This window comes from Arenicella chitinivorans, assembly GCF_014651515.1.
GTDB classification, from domain to species: domain Bacteria; phylum Pseudomonadota; class Gammaproteobacteria; order Arenicellales; family Arenicellaceae; genus Arenicella; species Arenicella chitinivorans.
In genome coordinates this window covers 125,588-145,919 of sequence record NZ_BMXA01000004.1, presented here as the reverse complement: position 1 = coordinate 145,919, position 20,332 = coordinate 125,588, and the positions used below count along the sequence as shown (strand labels likewise).

The window sequence follows — 20,332 nt, the reverse complement described above, 5'->3', positions numbered from 1 at the left end:
CAGGTGCATTATGTCTGCAATTGAATGTCTTGATTTGTGCAAACACTTTCAACAAGGCGACAGCGTCATTAAAGCGTTGGATCATTTGTCCGTGGCGTTTGAACAAGGGGCGTTCGTCTGTTTGTCGGGGCCTTCCGGGTCAGGCAAAACCACTTTGTTGAATGCCATTGGCGGCCTCGATGAGTTGGACAGCGGTGAGGTGCGACTCGACGGTCAGCGGATCGATAACCTGTCCAAAAGCGAGTTGGCTGATATCCGATTGCACAAAATTGGTTTTGTTTTTCAGGCTTACAATTTGATTCCAGTGTTAACTGCGCGAGAAAATGTCGAGTTCGTGATGCAGGTTCAAGGTATCCCAGCCTCGGAGCGACATGAAAAAGCGAATGCCATTCTGGAAGAAGTTGGATTGTTGGGCATGGAGCACCGGCTACCCGCCCAGCTCTCGGGTGGTCAGCAACAGCGCGTTGCAGTGGCACGTGCAATTGTGAGTAAACCCAAACTGGTGTTGGCGGATGAGCCTACGGCCAATCTGGATACTCGCAGTATGGAAAAGCTAATGGAACAGTTTGTGGCGTTAAATCAAAACCACAAGGTGACGTTTCTGATTGCCACGCATGACACACGGGTGATGGCCTATGCTAAACGCCAGATAAAAATGGTCGATGGTCAGATTGTGGCAGATGAGACCCGCTAAGTTAGCGACGGCTTTTATCACCGGGGTCGCCGCGCTGCTCGGTCAAAGTGTGTGTCCGGAGGCGCTTGCCAGTCAAACTCAACTGGGTGGCCACGTAAAGTTGTCTCACAGTGTGACAGGGTATCCGCAAGACAGTGCCGATGCGTCACCGCAGTTGTACGACACCACCAGCGTCAATTTGAGCACCATTGATTTGCGTGGAAAGTTGCACAAAAAACAAGGCGCGTGGGATCTGCAAATGGACTACCAGTTTTCTGGGCTGCACAGCCACCAGACGGACTACTTTGAATCCAACTTGGGGCCACTTTTAAATTCGGGTGGCATCGGCGAGGATGACGCCCGTGTGTTTGATTTAAACCATCAGCAGCGCGAGGCTGATCACGTACTGGTGCATCGATTGGATCGGCTGAACGTAGGCTACACCGCAGAGGCGGCTGTGGTGCGCTTGGGTCGACAGGCGGTCAGTTGGGGCAATGGCCTGGTGTTTAATCCGATGGATATCTTTAATCCATTTGACCCTGCTGCCGTCGACAAAGAGTATAAAACTGGTGATGACATGGTGTATGCCCAGTGGTTGCTAGAGTCCGGAAACGACTGGCAATTGGTCATGGTCCCGCGGCGTGAGGCTTCGACTGGCAAGCTTTCGGAGTCGGTCTCGTCACTGGCACTTAAATACCACGCGTTGACTGACAAATATGAGTACGACCTGTTATTAGCACAGCATTATGACGACACCGTGCTGGGAATCGGGTTGGTCTCACACCTTGGTGATGCGATCACGCGTGGCGATATCACCTGGGTGCAAACTGACACAGATTGGGTGGCGTCAGCGGTTGCGAGTGTCAGCTATTCGTGGGTCTTGGCGGGTCGAAATTGGAGTGGCAGCGCCGAACTTTATTACAATGGTTATGGACTGGATAAAAGTACCATCTCGACGATAGATTTGATCGTTGACACTCAACTCACCGATCGAATCGTGCGCGGGGAGCTGTATTCATTGGGCCGCTACTATGCCGCCTTAGTTGCGAATGTCGAGATGTCGCCGCGAATGATATTGACCCCTTCCCTGTTTATGAATGTGCGCGATCAATCCGGCTTAGTGCAGCTTTCGGCGAATTACGACTGGTTGCAGAACGCCGATCTAGTTGTGTCAGTGAATTTGCCGTTTGGCGCGGACGGTACCGAGAATGGCGGTATTGCGCTTACCGATACCAATACCGAGCCGACCTATCTCGCGAGCGATTATCACCTGCTTGCGCAATTGTCGATTTATTTTTAAGCTCGATTTAAGCCGTGTGACCGTAAATGGAGCTGGCAAAGGCAATGATGAGTATTCCTGTTCGAAGCCAGTGCCAAGTAGACCATCGTGCTAGTTCATCAGGCAATTCCTCAGCAGTGATTGTGTGCGTGGCAAAACGATTATTCGCTTTGCGGAAGTAGATGAAAAAGAGCGACAGCACGATTGCGCTCAACACACCAGCGAGCAACCATGCTGAATTCTCAGTGCCGACCAGCACGGCAGTTACGATGGCCAAGACCACGGCGCAGGTAGTCAGCGGAGCGAAAAACTGAAACAACCTGGGGCCAAGCGTGCCATGCAGTCTGAGAAACTCAGTAGGTTCCATGCGTCGCCAGTACGGAACCAAGATCATGGCTTCGGTTAACAGACTCCCTGCGAATAGTCCAAGCATCAAGGTTGTGAACAGAGTCAAAAGGTCAATCATGCGGTGCTCCGAGGCTTCCCACTATTAAAATATACGCGTATAATTTATTAAAAGGTCGACCAAGAAGCAAGTAATTCCTGACGATTGTTTGTCTTGAACAGAAAATATGAAACGTAACACCAACACGCAGCAAGTAAATTTAACCACCGGCAAGCGCGGTCGACCGGCACTGTCTGACGCGCAACGCCAGCGAATGCGTAACGACATCGCACAGGCAACTCTGCGTTTATTTCAGGACGAGGGTTATCGTACTATCTCGATGCGACGCATTGCGCGTGAGGTTGGCTGTTCGCCCATGACGCTTTACCAGTATTACGGCTCCAAACTGGATATTCTGCACACCTTGTGGAACGCCGTGTTTGAAGAGCTATTCAGCGGTTTGGCGGGGTTGGATATCCAAGCGCAGCCGCCCCGCAAGCAGCTTGAGATGCTGGCTACGGCCTACGCATCGTATTGGGTCGACAACCCAGAGCACTACCGTTTGGTGTATATGACCGAAGGCGTTAGTCAGTCAGACGTGAGTGTGTTTATTGATGACCCGGACTTGATGACGCGGTACCAGGTGTTTGCCGATGTTTTCGGTATTGTTTGTGCGGATGCGTTTCCACCGGCGGTGGTTGCTCAAAAACTGGATACCTTGCTGTGCTTTCTACAGGGAATTATTCACAACCGTGTGACTATCAGCGGTTACTCATGGCCTGATCTCAATGAGATGGTCGGTCTGGCGTTACACGGTGTGCTCGATGCGTAGCCCGTAAAACAATAAGATCGTAGATCACCAGTCGGTGGAAAAAGCATCCGCCAGTTTAAAGTATTCATCTAGATACACGCGGGTTTCCGCACTACGATTATTTTCAGACGCAATATGAACCAGCTCAACAACGCCTGCCAGCTGCTCTGCGTCTTTTTGTGCTTGTCCCTGATTGGTGTCAACAAAATACGCCACCGCTTTTTCCAAAGAGTAGGTAATCATGTGGATTTCATGCAGTTCGGTGGCACTGAGCTCTTGTTTGGTTTTTAACTCAGCGGTAGTACGGTTAAACACCGATTTGGCCGTTTCTAGTTCGGTGATGTCAGCCACAATCTTATGCTGAACGGCTTGTTCATTGGCATGTGTGGCTAAGCTGAAATTTAAGGTTGAAAGCGACAGAAGAGCCAAGAATATGTATTTCATGAGTGTGTGAAGGAAAACAGTTAATGCAATTGCGAATCATTCTACATTAGCTTGCAGGTCGGTGATAGCAGAATTTATTCTGATAACATCCGTTCAGTTAGCCGTCGCCGCCAATCGTTGTAACCCGCCTTGAATCAACACGCGAATATCGTCCGTGCTGTTGGATGCTATGCGCTCTAATTGTTGTTTCAGCGCGTGAGACTGACTTAATTCATAGGCTTCGAATTTGATCAGCCAATCCAGCGTGTCGTCGTTCAGGATTTGGTCGATTAGCTGCGGGTCGTCATTTTGCGCCTCGCGTAGGGTGCGCAATCGAGTATAAAATTCATATTGCGCACGCGCTTCGTCGCTCACGTTTTGCGCCGCGGTCACGTTATATGACGGTGCTTTATACATCGGATACGCAGTTTGATCTGCCGAACCACCGGCCACTGAGACAACCGCGTCGCCGATGGCCATATCGAAGGTACCCCAGCTCGGATCAAATAAGACATTGCCGTCGACGTCCGTCACCGTACACTCGGTAAAGCTAAACAAGATATTACGTTGGCGCCGTCGAATTATCGATGTCAGCGTGCCTTGTACCGTGATGCCGGACAAGAAATGTAAGGTTACCTTGGTATCTATTTCGATGTGGTGACGTTTGAGTTCATCCACGGTGTAGTCGGACAAGCAGCGTTCCATGGCACGCAAGCGTCCGATGGGTGAGCCGAAGCCCTGTGCATGATATTCAATACCGTGACCTGGCAGCTCGGTATTCTCATAGGCTAGCTGAGTTGGACCATCGGTATTGATATAAATGGCATTGCCTACTGGATCCGTGATTACACGGCTGATTTTGCCAGCAATCTGCAACCCCGAGTTATAATGTATGGTGACCACGGTGCCTGCGGACATCGCCTCTTCCAGCGCGCTGGCGCCGCCGCGAAAACAACACATGTGGCGGCCGTATTCTTCCAACACCTGACTTAGGTGACGACAGGATTGCGTGACAAACAATTGCGGCTGCGGCGCGGTGATGTCGTACGCGGTGTTGAGGGCGTGTAATGTGAGTGCCCGTTTGTCGACTTCATGGTCGTCCAAACAGCTTTGGCTTTCAGACAAAGAAGACAACAGGCCTGCGCCGTAGATGGTGTAGTCATCTCGCTCGCCGACCAGACCGTATTCGACCGTCCACCAATGCAGTCGCGCCAGCAGGTTTGCTTCGGATGGAGCGACTTTCATGTTTTGTAGTCGTTCGACCTCGGCCTCAGCGGTAGCAATGTCTGCTTGGCTTGAATTGCCATCTTCTTTGACAATTGATAGCTGTCGCACGGCTTCGTAAATCGCCATGTCATGATCGTTGGCGATCGCCCGCATCCCAAGTTCACCGAAGCGTTGCAAAAATTCTGCATAGTCGATGTCGACCAAGAACGGAGCGTGGCCTGCTGACTCGTGGATGATATCCGGGGCCGGTGTGTACAGCATGTGTTCGAAGGAGCGAATATTCAGGGCAATGGCAAGCACTTTACGCGCTTGGAACTCCATAAATACTGCGGGCGGTAAAAAGCCGTCAACAGCAACCGCTTGCCAGCCGAGTTTGTTTAGACAAAGGTTGATCTCTTCAATTCGAGGGATCGCTTCCAGACCAATGCCGGTCTTCGCCAGTCCCTCAAAATAAGTCGGGTGTGCTGAGTCACGCAAACTGTAACGCAGTTGATGCAGTAAAAAGCGCCAAACCGCGTGGTCGCGTGGTGAATAGGCCGAATAATCCTGAATGGCGATAAACGGTTGTAAATGCGCAGGCAGCTGCGCGATGACGTCTTGTTGGCTAATCATGTGGTGAGTTCAAACCGGTTTTTGAAATACGCTAAGGCTTCGGGGTTCGCCAGACTGTTTAAGTTGCTGACCTCTCGGCCATGCACCACATCGCGTACCGCGAGCTCGACTATTTTGCCGCTCTTGGTACGAGGAATATCGGTTACTGTCAGAATCTTGGCCGGGACATGCCGAGGCGTGGCTTTGTCGCGAATCAATTGTTTGATCTTGTGTTGTAACTCGGTGGTCAGCTCCGTATCGTCCTGCAGCTTCACAAACAACACCACGCGGACATCGTTCTGCCAATCCTGACCGACAACGATGGATTCAGCGACTTCGGGAATTTTTTCGACTTGACGATAAATTTCAGCGGTGCCAATCCGTACCCCGCCTGGGTTTAGTACGGCATCGGACCGACCGTGAATGATCATGCCGGGATGCGTTTGCCCCTCGTGATCGGTTAGTTCGACGAAGTCACCATGGCACCATATATTGTCGTAGGTGGCAAAATAGGCATTGTGATAGCGCTGGCCACCGTCGTCGTTCCAGAATCCAACCGGCATGGAAGGAAACGGTTTGGTGCAAACCAGGTCTCCCTTGCCTTTGGTGGGCTGGCCCTCATGGTCAAAGGCGTTCACCGCCATACCTAACCCTAAGCATTGCAGTTCGCCGAGCCACACTGCTTGGGTGGGATTGCCCAATGCAAAACAGGAAATAATATCCGTGCCACCAGAGATCGATGCTAAGTGCAGATCCCGTTTGATATGTTCGTACACATAGCGAAAACTTTCCGGTGCCAGTGGGCTGCCGGTGGAGAAAACCGCCCGCAACCTCGACAAATCATGTGTTTCTTTTGGTTTGAGTTGGGTTTTGTTACACGCTTCGATGAACTTCGCTGAGGTACCGAAATGCGTTACCTGGTTTTGTTCGGCTAAATCAAATAGAACCTGCTTACGCCCGGCAAACGGGTTGCCATCATAAAGTACTATGGTAGCACCGCTGGCGAGACCGCTGGCCAACCAGTTCCACATCATCCAGCCGCAGGTGGTGAAATAAAACAGGCGATCACCGGGATGAATATCGCTGTGGAGCTGATGTTCCTTGAGGTGTTGAAGTAAGGTGCCGCCCGCGCCATGTACGATACACTTTGGTTTTCCAGTGGTGCCTGATGAAAACATGATGAACAATGGATGGTCGAACGGCAGTTGTGCAAATTCAATTTCCTTTACTGGAAACTGCGCTAACTCGGTGCGAAATGCACACTCATCGCGTGCGTGATAGTCGATACAAAACGACGCGGTCAGACTTGGCAATGCCGCAGCGACTGCCCTATTCTTATCACGACAATCCAGCCATTTTCCCCCGTAATAATAGCCGTCGCTACATAACAGGACTTTGGGTTCAATCTGGCCAAATCGATCAAGTACGCCATCGGCCCCAAAGTCCGGTGAGGCTGAACACCAGATGGCGCCTAACGAACTGGTAGCCAACATAGCGATGATCGCGTCTATGGAATTGGGGAGAAAGGCAGCGACGCGATCACCCTGCTGTACGCCCTTGGCTTGCAAAAGTTGCTGACATTGTGAAACCGCAGCGTGCAATTCCAAGGCATTCAGTTGACGTTTGACTTTGTCCTCGCCCCAGAACACCAATGCGGATTGGTCGCTGGGTAACGTACGTGCGCCTTTAAGCAGGTTCTCAGCGTAATTTAAACGCGCGGCAGGGAACCATTTGGTGTCCGTCATGGCCGCGCTGCTAAGCATCACTTCCTGACCTTTGCTCCCAACTACATCGCAGAAGTCCCAGAGCGAAGACCAAAACGCGTCGCAATGGTCGACACTCCATTGCCACAGCGACTGATAATCACTGACTTCGAAGTTATGTTGTCGAGCGAATTGAGTGAGTTTGGCTTGCTCGATTCGAGCGTGGTCGGGTTGCCATAAGGGGGTCGACATACCAGTCATGGTGAGGTTCGCCTGTGATTGTGTTATTCCGCGTCCACTTGGTTCTCGGGAGCGGCTAGAGTGAAACTGGGTTCCTGCAAACAACGCGCATTAATTCGCTGAATGATCGGGTAATCGTCCAAAGGGCAATTGAAACGGTTAGCATTGTAGACCTGCGGAACCAAACATAGGTCAGCCATGCTGGGTGTGTCGCCGAAACAAAATTCGCCCGTTGAATCATGGTTTGCGAGTCGTGTTTCGAGTGCCGAGAAGCCGGTCGCGATCCAGTGTTGGTACCAGGCGTTTTTTTGTTCATCTGACGCGTTTAAATCGCCGCTTAGATACTGCAAAACGCGCAAATTGTTTAATGGGTGAATGTCACAGCAAATTGACAGTGCCAGCCCACGGACATAGGCGCGATCCAGCGGGTCGCCAGGGAGCAGCGGCGGTGTCGGATGGGTTTCATCCAGATATTCCAGTATCGCCAGTGACTGCGACAATACCCGGTCCTCGATAAACAGTGCCGGCACCAAGCCCTCTGGGTTTTGGGACTGGTAATTTGGTTGTTTGTGTTCGCCGCCATTGCGCAGCAGGTGAATCGGCACCAATGAGTGATCGATTTGCTTCAAATTCAGCGCAATTCGTACACGATACGCCGCGGTGCTGCGGAAGTAGCTCGCCAGCTTCATGATGGTTCCTCGGTAAACTCTTTACTGTGCAACCATTCGGCGTGCTTGGGTGCGCGTTTGGTTTTCGACCATTCTTCGAGCATGTCCCATTTAACCGCGTCGAGTCGTTTCAACTTGGCTGCTTCCTCAGGGTCGGGTGCCGATAGTTCTAGGCGATGACCATTCGGGTCGAAGAAATAGATAGAATGAAACACGGAGTGGTCAGTGACGCCAAGAACATCAACACCATTGGCCTCCAAGTGTTCTTTGTAGGCCAATAGAGTCTCCATGTCGCTCACTCTAAACGCAATATGCTGTACCCATTCCGGTGTGTTCGGGTCGCGTGCCATACGCGGTTTGGTTGGGAGTTCGAAGAAGGCCAATACATTACCTTGCCCGGCATCGAGGAAGACATGCATGTACGGATCAGGCTCCTTAGTAGACGGTACCTGATCCTCGGCTATCGCTAGAACGAAATCCATTTTAAGGTTGTTTACATACCATTCAACGGTTTCCTTGGCGTCATGACACCGGTAGGCAACGTGATGGATTTTCTCAATGTGCATGTCTCCTCCTCTAGGTCGGCTGGGTGCCGGAACTAATAGTCGATAGCGGGTAACACCGTGGCAGCCGCTTCTCCGAAACCGATGCGAACCGCGCTGTCATTTTGACACCAGCCTTTCAGGGTCACAGTATCGCCATCTTCTAAGAAAGTACGCTGTTCGCCGTTGCTCAAGGTGATCGGTTCACGACCACCAACGGTGGCCTCTATTAAGGCACCGACACTGTCACGGCTAATGCCGGATTGAGTGCCGCTGCCAAAAAAGTCGCCTGGTTTTAGGTTGCAGCCATTGACGGTATGGTGCGTGACCATTTGCGCGATTGTCCAGTAAGATTGATTGAAATTGCTAAGGGCAAGGCGTTCGGGCGATACCCCATCGGCACGCATCTTGGCGGTTTGGATTAACACCTCAAGATGCATGTTCACGGCGCCAGTGTTGCGATGATCGTGTGAGTCGAGGTAAGGCAGAGGTTGCGGATCTTCCGCAGGGCGGGTCCAGCTTTGACGGAACGGTGCTAATGCTTCCATGGTAACGATCCAAGGTGACACCGTGGAAGCGAAACTTTTGGATAAAAATGGCCCCAGCGGCTGGTATTCCCAAGCCTGGATATCGCGCGCTGACCAGTCGTTGAACATGCACAAGCCAAACACGTGTTGCTCAGCGTCGGCCAGTTTTACCGGGTGGCCCAATGGGCTCTCTGTGCCAATATAGATACCGACTTCGAGTTCATAGTCGAGTCGTTTACACGGTGCCAGAACCGGGACCTCGGCATCGGGTGCTTTGAGCTGACCGTTCGGCCGGTGAAACGAATGGCCGGAAATCGCGATTGATGAACTGCGTCCATGATACCCAATCGGAATCCATTGATAGTTTGGCAACAGTGGATTGTCTGGACGAAACAATTTCCCTACATTGGTCGCGTGGTTGATCGACGTGTAGAAATCGGTGTAATCGCCGATGTGGGCAGGCACGTCGTATTCGGCCTCAGATTGTGCAACCAGGCATTCAGCCAAGGTGTCCTGCAACGATGAGCCCACCGCTAAGGCTGCGGATACCGCTTCTCGCACCGCCGACCACGCCCCCTGTCCCAAGCTCATGAATGTATTTAACTTTGGCAAACTCAAGGCGCTCAAGCTGGCATCGAGTGCGACATCGAATGCCGAGACGGCGTGCGCCGCTTGCATGTCCAAAATCTGATCACCAATCGCAATGCCGGCGCGAAAAGGTTCAGATGTGCCTCTGCGGCGAAAGATACCAAATGGCAGATTCTGGATCGGAAAGTCACTGTCAGGTTGGTTGGCGCTCTCGACCCAGCTTTTTAACGCAGGGTTGTGCGTGTGGTTGACACTCATCATGGTTTCTCTACTGATTTATGGGTTGGTGGCGATTACGCCGCGCTCGATTTGATCACGTTCAATGGACTCGAACAGGGCTTTAAAATTGCCTTCGCCGAATCCGTCATCTTTTTTGCGCTGGATAAACTCAAAGAATACCGGGCCAATCAACGTGTCAGAAAAGATTTGCAGTAGCAGTCGCGGATCGCCATTTTCGGTACTGCCATCCAATAAGATACCACGGGTTTTAAGTTCGTCGACCGGTTCACCGTGACCCGGTAGCCGTTCGTCGAGCATGGCGTAGTAGGTTTCTGGTGGTGCGCTCATAAACGGCATGCCGCGGGCTTTGAGTTTGTCCCAGCAGGCGAGTAGGTCATCGCAGGAAAACGCGATGTGTTGAATCCCCTCTCCGTTATAGGCCATTAAGAATTCTTCAATTTGCCCGGTCTCCTTAGAGGCTTCCTCGTTCAATGGGATACGGATCATGCCGTCTGGCGCGGTGAGTGCTTTAGAGAGCAGACCGGTGTATTCACCCTTGATGTCGAAGTACCGAATTTCTTTAAAATTGAACAAGCGTTCGTAAAAGTCCGCCCAGTATTGCATGCGACCTCGATAAACATTGTGGGTCAAGTGGTCGATAATGTTAAAACCACAACCTTCTGGATGGCGGTCTACGCCCTCGATAAACTTGAAGTCGATATCATAGATTGATGTTCCTTCTTCAAATCGGTCAATCAAATACAGCGGTGCGCCACCAATACCTTTGATCGCTGGTAACCGCAATTCCATCGGGCCGGTAGGGATATCAACCGGCTGTGCACCAAGTTCCAGTGCACGACTATAGGCTAATTGCGCATCTTTAACGCGAAACGCCATGCCGCAGGCCGAAGGACCGTGTTCTTGCGCGAAGTAGTACGCGACGCTCTTGGGCTCGTAGTTGATCAGCAGGTTGATCCCGCCTTGTCGATACAAGTGCACATCTTTGGAGCGGTGTTCGGCCACCTTGGTGAACCCGGCCATTTCAAATACCGGTTCCAGTACACCACGCTTGGTGGACGCGAATTCGATAAATTCGAAGCCGCACAGGCCCATTGGGTTGTCGAATAAATCAGTCATGACTATGTCTCTAAGGTTGATAGCTTGCGCAATCGAGAAACCATGCTTTGCGCTTTGATCGATCGCGAGCTAGAATAGTTGTTATTGCAACTAATATAGTTGGTATTGCAACTAATTGCAAACCTATCCGATTATGGGACAGGCCAAGGTTGATACCACCAACGAGCACACTGAATGAGCAAGCCCCGCCCCGATATCCTTACCCTAGAACGATATTTGCCGTATCGACTGGCAACCTTGTCGAATCGAATCAGCGGTATCATTGCACAGACCTATAAAGATAAGTTCGGTTTATCCGTCACGGAATGGCGCATCATGGCGGTGCTTGGCGAATACCCTGGCGCGTCGGCTGACGAAGTATCGGCGAAGATTCAAATCGAAAAATCGATTGTGAGCCGCTCATTGCAAAAGTTGCTGGCTCGCCACCTAGTGGTGCGAGAAGTCGACAGTGCGGATCGTCGTCGTCAGAACTTAGCGCTAACCAAAACGGGCGCGGACGTGTATCGACAAATCGTTCCTGTCTCTTACGATTACGAAGATCAATTGCTGACCTGTTTCAACGCCGAAGAACAGGCGCTGTTCGAGGCATTGCTTGATCGTTTATACGATCAGACAGATACCATTGACCTGAACTCATAACCCCTATCACCTAAACATTATGAAGTATTTAACCCTATTTTTTGCGCTCGTGGTTTTTTCCGTGAGCGTACACGCTGAATCATCTGCATATCGAGTCAGCGATGATGTGACCCCTGAGTTTCAGGCGATCACATTGACATTGGACCCGGACGTTGCGACCTTTCAGGGCAATACGCAGATCCATTTGGTGGTCGCTGCCGAAGTTTCGCACATCGAATTTTATCAGTCTGGTTTGGTGCTGGATCGGGTGGTGCTCACCCAAGGTGACCAAGTTTGGCCAATGACGGTTGAAGCGGCGCAACACGACATTCAACATGCCAGTACCGGTGCCACCATTTCGCCGGGAAACTACGTGCTCAAGATTGCGTATCAAGGCAAGATCAACAACACATCGGATGGTGCATATGTGTCACGCTTTGATGGCCGCAATTATATTTCTACCCAGTTTGAAGACATGCATGCGCGTAAAGCGTTCCCGGGTATTGATGAGCCAGACGCTAAAATTCCCTACCAGGTAACCATCTCTGCGCCGGAGAAGCACGTTGTGTTGTCCAACACGCCGGTGCAAAAACGTGTCGTCAATGACGGTGTTCAAACCGTACAGTTCGAAAAAACCAAACCCATGCCAAGCTATCTGGTGGCGTTTGCCGTTGGCGAATTCGATTCGGTGCCGATACCGGGATTGTCTATTCCGGGGCGCATTTACACGCCGAAAGGCCAGGCCCAGGAAGCGTTGTTTGCTGCCGAACGCACTGCTGAAATTCTCCACTATCTCGAAGCCTATTTTGGTCAGCCCTACCCGTATAAAAAACTGGATTTCGTCGCGGTGCCGACCTTTACACATGGTGCAATGGAGAACGTCGGTTTGGTGACGTATCGAAGTGAAATCTTATTGCGTGGTCAAGCCCCGGTACTGGCTGAACAATCCACACCACTAATGGTGATCGCGCATGAGTTGGCACACATGTGGTACGGCAACTTAGTGACGATGGCGTGGTGGGACGACCTGTGGCTGAATGAAGCCTTCGCATCATTTATGGCGGCGCGCCTGATGCAGGATCTGTACCCAGAGCATAACTACAAAACTCGGTTGGTCGCAGAACGTGCGTTTGGCCCAGATGCAGCAGAAACGACCAAGCCAGTGAAGAAAACCGTCCGCGTCGCGGCTGACGTGATGGATGGCCTGGGGCTGAATTACAGCAAGGGCGAGGCGATCTTACATTGGATCGAGTCACAGATTGGCAGTGCGGCGTTTCAATCGGCAGTCCGTGATTACATGGCGGAGTTTGCCTGGCGGAATGCCAAAGCAGATGACTTGTGGCGGGTACTTAGCAATGCGTCTAAGACCGATGTGGGGTCGATGATGCGTACCTATTTGGAACAGCCCAGTTATCCAATGGTAGATTTTAATGCCAAGGGTCAAGTTCAGCAGCGACGATATCACCTTACTGGCGCCGATGTCCCTGATCAAGGTTGGACCGTACCACTGAGCCTCAAGCTTAAACGAGATGGAGAAATTGTTAGCCAGCAGGTGTTACTGAATGCGCAGCGACAGACCTTTCCAGCTCTGGCCGGCGCAGATTGGATATACCCAAATACTGAAGCCAATGGCTACTACCGCTGGCGTATTCCTAGTAATCAGCTTGCTGCGATGTTGATGGATTTAGATGCCCTGACGGTGCGCGAAAAAAAAGCGCTTTTGTACAATAGCGAAGCATTGCTGAACGCAGGCGAGCTTGGCTTCACCGAGTTTATGACGGTGCTTGAAGCATTGTCAGCACAAAAAGACCCCGCCGTGGCGCGCAGTGTCGTGAGCGTACTGGCAGGTTTTGAGTACTTGATTGATTCGAACAACGAGGCGGCGTTTGGTAACTTCGTAGAATCGCGTTTGATCCACTGGTTTAACGCGTTGGGTACGGTCGACCGTGAACAAGACTCGGATGATCAGCTCCGATTACGACACAGTGCGTTTGGCTTGCTAAGTACGTACTCCGACAATGCGGATGTGCACGAAGCTGCCGCACACTTGGCTACCGGGTTTTTATCCAGCCCTCAACTCGAGCAACGTCAGATGGCGGCACGAGCTCTGCGTGCAGTAGCCCAACGCGGTGATGAAAAGTGGTTGGTACGTTACGAGAAAGCACTCACGGCGAGCCGCGATGCGAACGTAAAGTCGGTCATTCAAAGAGCGCTGAATTTCAAGGGTGAGAAGCTTATGCTGGCAGTCCTAGATCTGGCGATGGGCGATACGATTAACCCAGCGGATACCATGTCTGTGATCAGCGCGGTCGTTAACGTGCAAGATGATCCAACCCCGTTCTACGCATGGTTAAGTAAAAACTTGGATGCACTGGCAAACAAGATACCGGATTATCACGTGACACGCATACCGCAATATGTGTCTCGTAGCTGTGACACCGACACCATCCAGTTAGCGGATGCGTTGTATTCAAAAGTAGCGAGTTCGTATGAAGGAATGACGCGAGGCTGGGAGATAGCCAAGGCTAGTTCCGAGCAGTGTGTCAACTTAAAGCAACGCCATCAAGCTGCGTTTGATGCGTACCTTGAGTCAGTGGCCGCCGCGGGGAGTTCAGTCAAATAACAGTTCTTGGTAATCCTCGACGCTGCACACGATATCGAAATTGAGTTCGATATCGTGTTGCTCACATACCTCGATGTAGTGGCGTAGGCGTTGTTCCAGTTCGCTCGCGATACGGTATGCACGATAAAACGAGTCGCTGCCAGGATTGTGTTTTAACTCGTCCACCAGATCCATCGCTTCACCGTGTAGTAGAAATAAAGAATCCCCTTGGATGGCCGACGCGGGGAATGGATTGTCAGGGATGCGCACAACGCTGTTATCGGGTTCGTCAGAATAGATTTCGATACGGCGTTGTTTCATATTCGAAGGAGTCTGTCAGGGGTTAGATTGATGTGTGACCAAGTAATGGTTACAGTGTAAATCGCAGTATACCTTTATGCCAGTCATGGCAGTATCAGATGATTTTCTTGTGCGGGAGAACGTTATGCCGGTATCCGATTTACGTCAGCGAGCGGATAGAATGATTGAAGCAAATGGTTTTTTGGGAGTGCCTCAGGAAACCTTTGAAACGGCCGGTCGATCGCACTTTGTGCGTCTACTCGAACAGGGCTTGTGTCCGGAATCCAAGGTGTTGGAAATTGGTTGTGGCTGTTTGCGGATTGGTTACTGGTTGATTCGGTTTCTGGATACTGGCGGTTACGCCGGGTTTGATCCGGCTCGGAAACGCATTGAACATGGACGGCACTTTTTGTTCGAGCCAAAAATGTTGTTGGATAAGCAACCGCGATTTAATTTTAATGCTGAGTTTGACACCGGTGGATTTGCCGAGCCGTTTGACTATTTTCTGGCATGTTCAATCTGGACGCATTGCAGTAAGCGACATATTCAGGTGATGTTGGATGGGTTTCTGGAGAACACCGTCCGTGACGCCAAGTTCATCGTCTCGTATTTACCTCCGTTGGGTTCCGAGGATGACTATCAAGGTGACCTCTGGGTGGGGACAAGTCATGAATCCACCACACCGGGTATCGTGCGTCATTCGCTAGTGTGGATCCAACAACAATGCAAAGAGCGCGGATTGGTGCTGACTGAGTTGGATGGCATGGACTGCGACAGCCAATTTTGGCTACGTATCGAACGGCAGCGTTGAGACTAAAGCGGGAATGAATTTCAGCTTAACGATTGCGTACCACCAGGCGTCGATAAAGCGTGCGAAGCCAGGCAATGGATACCAGCCTTTCACGAGCACGCCACACCCTAGAGTCTGTTATTTTGGCGAGTTCATTCTGGTGTGATAGCAATACTTGTTCGAGCGCAGTTTGATGTTGCCGTTCTGCCTCTCGTTGCGCCGTTTGTGCTTGCTGTAGTGCTTGTCGTGCCTCATCCAGTGCATTTTGGCTCATCTTTAGTTGGTCAGCTTGCGCTGCCAATACGGATTGTGCGTTTTCAAATCCCGCCTGTTTTTGCATCAACTGGGATTCCAGGTGCTGCACGTATTCTTTAGCTCGCGCCAGTTCATGTGAAAATTGCGCGTATTTAAATTGACTGAAATCGGCCGTTATCGGACCATGGCGCAGATAGTTTGAAACGGCATGCGCGTCCTGTAACGCATCATGTTCGTGCTGATCGTACTCAGCAAGGACTTCTCGGTACTGTTGAATTAACGACCTCACAGCATCCAGCAAGTTGGCCTCGGTGCGCATTCTTGCCGTTACGCGAGCGGTCTCATCCGGGTTGTATTGTGCCAGTTGCGTGGATATCGTCGCCACACTAACGGATTCTCGCAGTAACCGTAACCCAAAATTGTAGGCTCTATAATGATCGAAGTTTGCACTGTTGACCATATCGCCATGACCGGCGGCGTCACAGACGATCACCGCGCAGCCGACGGCGGCGGCTTCTAACGCAGCGCGACCCTTGGCAAACACGATGTCGTAGTTTCCCAGAACGGATTCAGGGGCAGACAGATCAGCGCCGGCCGAAAGCCCTGCGACATCGAGTTGGATGTCGTTTTTCGCACACGCATTATGCAAGCTGGGAAGAATGTTCTCTCGGTTTACGTAGTTGCTAAATACCAGTGCGCGTCGTGGTTTAGCAGGCAGTGGTGTACGGGGTTTAAAACGATCTAGATCGACAAAATTCAGATTGGTCGCTACGTTCTCGGCTGCAATGCCACATTCTTCGATCAATCGCAGTCGTACCAGTTCATCTACAGCAAGATAGCGCACAATACGCGGATGGGATGGCGGCGCTTCCTCGGCGGGCAGCCAGCCATGACACACTAAAATCGCCGGCACCTGGGGAAAATGTGTCAATGCGGTCATGGCTTCAAGATGATGTTGAGCATGGATTATGTCGGGCGGAGTTCGCAGTGTGGCCAGGTCGTCAATCACGAGGACCGACTTAGCACGTAGTTCCTGAGCAATCGGCCCCAATAACCGACTGTAAGCAATCGGTTCATGACCTTGAGCTAACAGTGCTAAGGCGATGTCACGAATATACAGCTCGGTACCGGTTCGTGATGACAAGCGATGGTTGGTCAGCAGGACTCTCATTGAGTTGCCGCCCAGTTCTGAATACGAGTGACCAGGGGTCGAAAGTGTTGTTTAAATCTCAAGACAAAGGAGTACGCGCCAGTTGCTACACGCTTTTCACCATGTGACTCGTAGAACGGCTTTTCTATGCTCAATGCGCGCAATTCGGACTCCAGATCAAATGGTGATAAAACTTCTGTTTGAAAAGCTTCTTGGCCGTGTCGCTTAAAACTACGCGCGACTTCGTCAAGCAGTGCTGTGTTCTTGTGAATGGCATTCAATTTTCGATTCCATGCGGTCGAACTCAGTGACAATTGCATAGATTCAGTATTTGCCATCGACTGCGGATGTCCTTCCAATGGAAAGGACAATAACGTAATAATAGTGCCATGGCGACGTTGAATCCGTTGACAGGCTATCGCAGCCATGACGGCGCATAGATCATGCACCGGATTGAAGCCCTCGATGGCATCGCATACGACGGTATGTATTCCGGCCCGATGAATGTGATCCGACATACGGATTATTCTGCGGGTAACAGCGTCGAGATCACCGCTCAATATCACCGTGTAGGCTTGGTCATCGCTCCACACATCATCAGATCCCAAGAGTAGGCTGTCCACCTTTGTCAGTGTCCGACGTGAGAAGCACAGCCGGTCTATACCACTGCGCCCAGAACCGTCAGTGAGAAAACACGTATCGGGTCGATTCGCTGCAAGCCAGCCATGAATTCGAAGCTCGTGGCCTGGGTGCGCCATGATCAAGAAAGTTTTAGCTGAGGAAAATTGGTTCATGTTGTTGCTTGGTTCTGGTGTACATCCTGAGTGCCGATGGCTGTTCGACTTTATATCAAACTAACGGGTACTGGGCACCAATCACCAAAATACGTTTGGATGTGGTTTGATACTGCACTGCCGGGAAATTGCGTGCAGCTTCTTGCTTGATCGAAGGCCGCGCGGTACTCAAACGAGGATCTAAGCAGAAGACTACCTGCAGGCATTTGAGTGGTTAGTACTCTAGTTGATGTGACCATTACACCGTTAACTGATTAAAGCGCTGCGTTTAACTTGGCTAACAGGCCTGGTCGACGTTTGTTCTCTGGTTTGTCCGCGAGCGCTCGTATCGAATCAGCGAAGGTTGACTTCTTTGCTTGATCGATGACACGCATTTGATTACGAATAAAATGCTCTACTCGCTGATATTGTCGATCGGTGTCGGTGTCGATTAATCGTTGTGTGAGGTCCAGTATTAACGACACTGCAGGGCTATGGTGTTGGTGGCTGGCCACGATGATTTGTTTCAGGCTTTGGTTACTTAGTGGTGTGCGTTTTGCCAGCTCGACAGCAGGCGCAACTTGGTGACTATTCAGAAAGAGCTGTACCAATGTGTCAGCGCGTCGCCGGTTGCGAAGGCTGCTGTCACCTTCTCGCAGACGCGCTTGCAAAGTTTGAATTGCCTGATCACGGACTTGCTCGGAAAGATCAAGGTGTGTGGCAGTTTCGATTGCGTTCAGAATGGTGTCCAGATCTTCGTCTTCATCAAAACGCGCAACTTCCGCGGCCAGTGCGGCTTGGAAATTACCCTGCGCCTTCCATAGCTTTACCTGCATCAACTCGATATCTTGTAACTCGCGCGCATCGGGTTCATCGAAGTGGCCAGCGACATGTAACCACTTTTCTGCTTGACTAAAGTCTTGGTGCTTAAGCAACCAGTCGACTAGTTGAAGGCAACGGTCGACCGTGGTGGCGCCTTTGACCAATACATCGAACTCCAATTCAGTGTCGCCCAGCTGGCGAGCACGATTGATTAGTAGCTGCTCAACATAGTGATAGTGCGTGCCCTGATCACTGAAAGCATGTCCCGGAGGGCTTAGGGATTCCCAGTATCGAGTTATTTGTGAGTAAACCTTGGTTGCGGCGTCGCTGCTGATTAAGTCGTCGACGCTTTCCGGCAAGTCGAGCGTTTGTGCGGCGAAAGATTGCGCGCGAAGGTGTTCGCTCAGGAACGAAATTTTATCGTCGTCGCTCCAGGTGTTGGATGCCAACATGGCGCGTAACCAAGTGCGTAATAATACGATGACAATTTGCCGTTTGTCGGCGGTGTCGTCGATATTTTTGAGTGCCTTTTCCAGCCGTTCCAGTGTGTAGGTCAACAGCTTATCGATTTTCTCTGGCGGCAATGCCAACACTGGTTCGCTGAGCATGCGCAGTAAGTCCGCAGCTGTAGAGAAGTATGCATTGACGTCTTTGGGGCGCCACAGGCCACCGGATCGATACGGCAGTGCACGAGTGATTTGTTTGCGAATCTCTGAAAAAGAGAGCTGACCAGAGGCGATCGAAGCTTTGAGTTGCCAGTGCGCTAGGATGTCTGGGTGTGATTCCAAAAAGTCGTAGAGCGCTGTCGCCAATTGCGGTTTCGTGAGCGTATCCAAATACCGCCGCAGTAGGTCATCGGAAGGTACCTCACTCAACTCCTGATTGGTTTGCGTAGTGTAATAGTACGCAAGTGCCGTTGCTACGCAGTGCGCACAAAAGTCAAAACCAGCAGACTCTGGACAGCCACAGCTGCCTTCAAAGACGCGCGCGGTATGTCGCAGCTCGACCGCAAATGGTGGTTCTGTACCCAATTGTGCGGTAATGCGATCCTGATGAATTTGTAGGCCGTGCACCAACCCTTGAGTGTAAAAGTGGTGTCCCTGTTGGAACGCGGCGTCACCAGCCAGGGTTTTGAAGGTTTGTTCACTGAGAGCCTTCACAGCCTATGATTGATGACGATACTGGTTAATCAGATTACGGGTTTCGATTGCGGCATCACGTGCGTGCTGCATAAAGTCGAATCCGGATCCAGCATAGATGATGCCGCGCGCACTGTTTACTATCAAGCCCGTGCCATTGGCGGTCTGCCCGGCATTGACCAAGGCTTCGACGTCGCCGCCTTGGGCGCCGACGCCAGGTACCAAAAATGGCATGTCACCGGCAATTTTACGCAGTTTACGCATTTGTTCTGGCCAGGTTGCTCCGACCACCAAACTGCAGTTTCCATTGGCGTTCCAGTCCTGTGCAATCATGCTTGCGAGCCGCTCATACAACGGCTGACCATCGACTTCAAGGTCTTGTAGATCGGCGGCACCTGGGTTGGAGGTGCGACACAGCAGCACCACACCACGGTCCGCTCGATCCAAAAATGGCTGTGCAGAGTCGCGCCCCATATAAGGGTTAATGGTTACTGCGTGCGCTTGATAGCGATCAAAGGCTTCTTTGGCGTACATAGTGGCGGTGCTGCCAATGTCACCGCGCTTGGAGTCTAAAATGATTGGAATATGCGGGTATTCAAGACGAATATACTCCATCAGTTTTTGTAGCTGATCTTCTGCGGCGGCACCGGCGAAGTAGGCGATTTGTGGTTTGTATGCACACACCACGTCATGAGTCGCATCGACAATGGCGCGACAGAATTGATAGATCGGTTCAGCGTGCTCCTGTAAATGCGACGGAATGCGAGTCAAATCGGGGTCTAGTCCGACACACAGTAGCGAATTGCTTGTTGCCCATTGTGCTTCTAATTTTTGAATGAAGTTCATAGTCTGAATGTTGAGGAGCCTCTG

Annotated in this window: 19 protein-coding genes; 6 read left to right on the top strand and 13 right to left on the bottom strand. The window is 51.3% G+C overall.

Annotated elements, in window-relative coordinates; all coding sequences use genetic code 11:
- Positions 1–10 precede the first annotated feature (10 nt).
- Both IE055_RS12360 and IE055_RS12355 read left to right on the top strand, forming a co-directional pair.
- On the top strand, positions 11–694 hold the full coding sequence (locus tag IE055_RS12360; protein WP_189401596.1) for an ABC transporter ATP-binding protein: 684 nt from the start codon (positions 11–13) through the stop codon (positions 692–694).
- Complete coding sequence (locus IE055_RS12355; RefSeq protein WP_189401593.1) at positions 681–1,973, top strand: hypothetical protein; 1,293 nt, start codon at positions 681–683, stop codon at positions 1,971–1,973. The genes IE055_RS12360 and IE055_RS12355 overlap by 14 nt, the downstream gene beginning before the upstream one ends.
- 7 nt (positions 1,974–1,980) lie before the next feature.
- On the opposite strand, the gene IE055_RS12350 is transcribed toward IE055_RS12355, so the two are convergent.
- Positions 1,981–2,418: a DUF1772 domain-containing protein gene (locus tag IE055_RS12350; protein ID WP_189401590.1), complete on the bottom strand. Its 438-nt coding sequence runs from the start codon at positions 2,416–2,418 to the stop codon at positions 1,981–1,983.
- Positions 2,419–2,524: 106 nt separating this feature from the next.
- On the opposite strand from IE055_RS12350, the gene IE055_RS12345 reads away from it, so the two are divergent.
- A complete protein-coding gene (locus tag IE055_RS12345) occupies positions 2,525–3,169 on the top strand; it encodes a TetR/AcrR family transcriptional regulator (protein WP_189401587.1) in 645 nt (214 codons plus the stop codon).
- A gap of 24 nt (positions 3,170–3,193) precedes the next feature.
- Here the strand turns inward: IE055_RS12345 and IE055_RS12340 are convergent, their stop codons facing one another.
- The 7 genes from IE055_RS12340 to hppD form a co-directional block, all read right to left on the bottom strand.
- Complete coding sequence (locus IE055_RS12340; RefSeq protein ID WP_189401585.1) at positions 3,194–3,592, bottom strand: DUF6746 family protein; 399 nt, start codon at positions 3,590–3,592, stop codon at positions 3,194–3,196.
- A 93-nt stretch (positions 3,593–3,685) separates the two neighbouring features.
- Positions 3,686–5,410: an aromatic amino acid hydroxylase gene (locus IE055_RS12335; RefSeq protein WP_189401581.1), complete on the bottom strand. Its 1,725-nt coding sequence runs from the start codon at positions 5,408–5,410 to the stop codon at positions 3,686–3,688.
- Positions 5,407–7,344, bottom strand: coding sequence for an acetoacetate--CoA ligase (locus IE055_RS12330; RefSeq protein ID WP_229794274.1), 1,938 nt, complete (start codon positions 7,342–7,344; stop codon positions 5,407–5,409). Before IE055_RS12330 ends, IE055_RS12335 begins: the two co-directional genes overlap by 4 nt.
- A 32-nt stretch (positions 7,345–7,376) precedes the next feature.
- Positions 7,377–8,021 (bottom strand): maleylacetoacetate isomerase, encoded by a 645-nt coding sequence (gene maiA, locus IE055_RS12325; protein ID WP_189401575.1) that lies wholly within the window; start codon positions 8,019–8,021, stop codon positions 7,377–7,379.
- Positions 8,018–8,566, bottom strand: coding sequence for a VOC family protein (locus IE055_RS12320; RefSeq protein ID WP_189401570.1), 549 nt, complete (start codon positions 8,564–8,566; stop codon positions 8,018–8,020). The genes maiA and IE055_RS12320 overlap by 4 nt, the downstream gene beginning before the upstream one ends.
- Before the next feature lie 32 nt (positions 8,567–8,598).
- Complete coding sequence (gene fahA / locus IE055_RS12315) at positions 8,599–9,918, bottom strand: fumarylacetoacetase (protein WP_189401567.1); 1,320 nt, start codon at positions 9,916–9,918, stop codon at positions 8,599–8,601.
- Between the two features lie 15 nt (positions 9,919–9,933).
- Entirely contained in the window at positions 9,934–11,013 is a 1,080-nt protein-coding gene (gene hppD / locus IE055_RS12310) for a 4-hydroxyphenylpyruvate dioxygenase (RefSeq protein ID WP_189401564.1), read from the bottom strand.
- A gap of 174 nt (positions 11,014–11,187) precedes the next feature.
- Between hppD and IE055_RS12305 the strand changes: the two genes are divergently transcribed.
- Both IE055_RS12305 and IE055_RS12300 read left to right on the top strand, forming a co-directional pair.
- On the top strand, positions 11,188–11,652 hold the full coding sequence (locus tag IE055_RS12305) for a MarR family winged helix-turn-helix transcriptional regulator (protein ID WP_189401561.1): 465 nt from the start codon (positions 11,188–11,190) through the stop codon (positions 11,650–11,652).
- Positions 11,653–11,671: 19 nt separating this feature from the next.
- A complete protein-coding gene (locus IE055_RS12300; RefSeq protein ID WP_189401558.1) occupies positions 11,672–14,254 on the top strand; it encodes a M1 family metallopeptidase in 2,583 nt (860 codons plus the stop codon).
- Here IE055_RS12300 and IE055_RS12295 read toward each other — a convergent pair.
- Positions 14,243–14,554, bottom strand: coding sequence for a DUF6959 family protein (locus tag IE055_RS12295; RefSeq protein ID WP_189401555.1), 312 nt, complete (start codon positions 14,552–14,554; stop codon positions 14,243–14,245). The genes IE055_RS12300 and IE055_RS12295 overlap by 12 nt on opposite strands.
- A gap of 85 nt (positions 14,555–14,639) precedes the next feature.
- Here IE055_RS12295 and IE055_RS12290 point away from each other — a divergent pair, with 85 nt between their 5' ends.
- On the top strand, positions 14,640–15,344 hold the full coding sequence (locus IE055_RS12290) for a class I SAM-dependent methyltransferase (protein WP_229794273.1): 705 nt from the start codon (positions 14,640–14,642) through the stop codon (positions 15,342–15,344).
- Between the two features lie 25 nt (positions 15,345–15,369).
- Here IE055_RS12290 and IE055_RS12285 read toward each other — a convergent pair whose 3' ends face one another.
- The 4 genes from IE055_RS12285 to pyrF all read right to left on the bottom strand — a co-directional run bounded on the left by IE055_RS12285 (position 15,370) and on the right by pyrF (position 20,308).
- Positions 15,370–16,749 carry a glycosyltransferase family protein gene (locus IE055_RS12285; RefSeq protein ID WP_189401549.1) on the bottom strand — a complete coding sequence of 460 codons (1,380 nt, stop codon included), beginning with the start codon at positions 16,747–16,749 and terminating at the stop codon, positions 15,370–15,372.
- A complete protein-coding gene (locus IE055_RS12280; protein ID WP_189401546.1) occupies positions 16,746–17,522 on the bottom strand; it encodes a hypothetical protein in 777 nt (258 codons plus the stop codon). The genes IE055_RS12285 and IE055_RS12280 overlap by 4 nt, the downstream gene beginning before the upstream one ends.
- A 254-nt stretch (positions 17,523–17,776) precedes the next feature.
- Positions 17,777–19,483 (bottom strand): SWIM zinc finger family protein, encoded by a 1,707-nt coding sequence (locus IE055_RS12275; RefSeq protein ID WP_189401543.1) that lies wholly within the window; start codon positions 19,481–19,483, stop codon positions 17,777–17,779.
- Positions 19,484–19,486: 3 nt separating this feature from the next.
- Positions 19,487–20,308, bottom strand: a complete 822-nt coding sequence (gene pyrF / locus IE055_RS12270; protein WP_189401541.1) for an orotidine-5'-phosphate decarboxylase — start codon at positions 20,306–20,308, stop codon at positions 19,487–19,489.
- Positions 20,309–20,332 lie beyond the last annotated feature (24 nt).

Excerpts from the sequence above, each read along its gene's own strand:
- IE055_RS12280 (WP_189401546.1), bottom strand. The coding sequence starts at position 17,522 with ATGAACCAATTTTCCTCAGCTAAAACTTTCTTGATCATGGCGCACCCA.
- fahA (WP_189401567.1), bottom strand. The coding sequence starts at position 9,918 with ATGATGAGTGTCAACCACACGCACAACCCTGCGTTAAAAAGCTGGGTC.
- IE055_RS12350 (WP_189401590.1), bottom strand. The coding sequence starts at position 2,418 with ATGATTGACCTTTTGACTCTGTTCACAACCTTGATGCTTGGACTATTC.
- IE055_RS12355 (WP_189401593.1), top strand. The coding sequence starts at position 681 with ATGAGACCCGCTAAGTTAGCGACGGCTTTTATCACCGGGGTCGCCGCG.
- IE055_RS12360 (WP_189401596.1), top strand. The coding sequence starts at position 11 with ATGTCTGCAATTGAATGTCTTGATTTGTGCAAACACTTTCAACAAGGC.
- IE055_RS12300 (WP_189401558.1), top strand. The coding sequence starts at position 11,672 with ATGAAGTATTTAACCCTATTTTTTGCGCTCGTGGTTTTTTCCGTGAGC.
- IE055_RS12320 (WP_189401570.1), bottom strand. The coding sequence starts at position 8,566 with ATGCACATTGAGAAAATCCATCACGTTGCCTACCGGTGTCATGACGCC.
- IE055_RS12295 (WP_189401555.1), bottom strand. The coding sequence starts at position 14,554 with ATGAAACAACGCCGTATCGAAATCTATTCTGACGAACCCGATAACAGC.
- pyrF (WP_189401541.1), bottom strand. The coding sequence starts at position 20,308 with ATGAACTTCATTCAAAAATTAGAAGCACAATGGGCAACAAGCAATTCG.
- IE055_RS12290 (WP_229794273.1), top strand. The coding sequence starts at position 14,640 with ATGGCAGTATCAGATGATTTTCTTGTGCGGGAGAACGTTATGCCGGTA.
- IE055_RS12285 (WP_189401549.1), bottom strand. The coding sequence starts at position 16,749 with ATGAGAGTCCTGCTGACCAACCATCGCTTGTCATCACGAACCGGTACC.
- IE055_RS12345 (WP_189401587.1), top strand. The coding sequence starts at position 2,525 with ATGAAACGTAACACCAACACGCAGCAAGTAAATTTAACCACCGGCAAG.
- IE055_RS12305 (WP_189401561.1), top strand. The coding sequence starts at position 11,188 with ATGAGCAAGCCCCGCCCCGATATCCTTACCCTAGAACGATATTTGCCG.
- hppD (WP_189401564.1), bottom strand. The coding sequence starts at position 11,013 with ATGACTGATTTATTCGACAACCCAATGGGCCTGTGCGGCTTCGAATTT.
- IE055_RS12335 (WP_189401581.1), bottom strand. The coding sequence starts at position 5,410 with ATGATTAGCCAACAAGACGTCATCGCGCAGCTGCCTGCGCATTTACAA.
- maiA (WP_189401575.1), bottom strand. The coding sequence starts at position 8,021 with ATGAAGCTGGCGAGCTACTTCCGCAGCACCGCGGCGTATCGTGTACGA.
- IE055_RS12330 (WP_229794274.1), bottom strand. The coding sequence starts at position 7,344 with ATGTCGACCCCCTTATGGCAACCCGACCACGCTCGAATCGAGCAAGCC.
- IE055_RS12340 (WP_189401585.1), bottom strand. The coding sequence starts at position 3,592 with ATGAAATACATATTCTTGGCTCTTCTGTCGCTTTCAACCTTAAATTTC.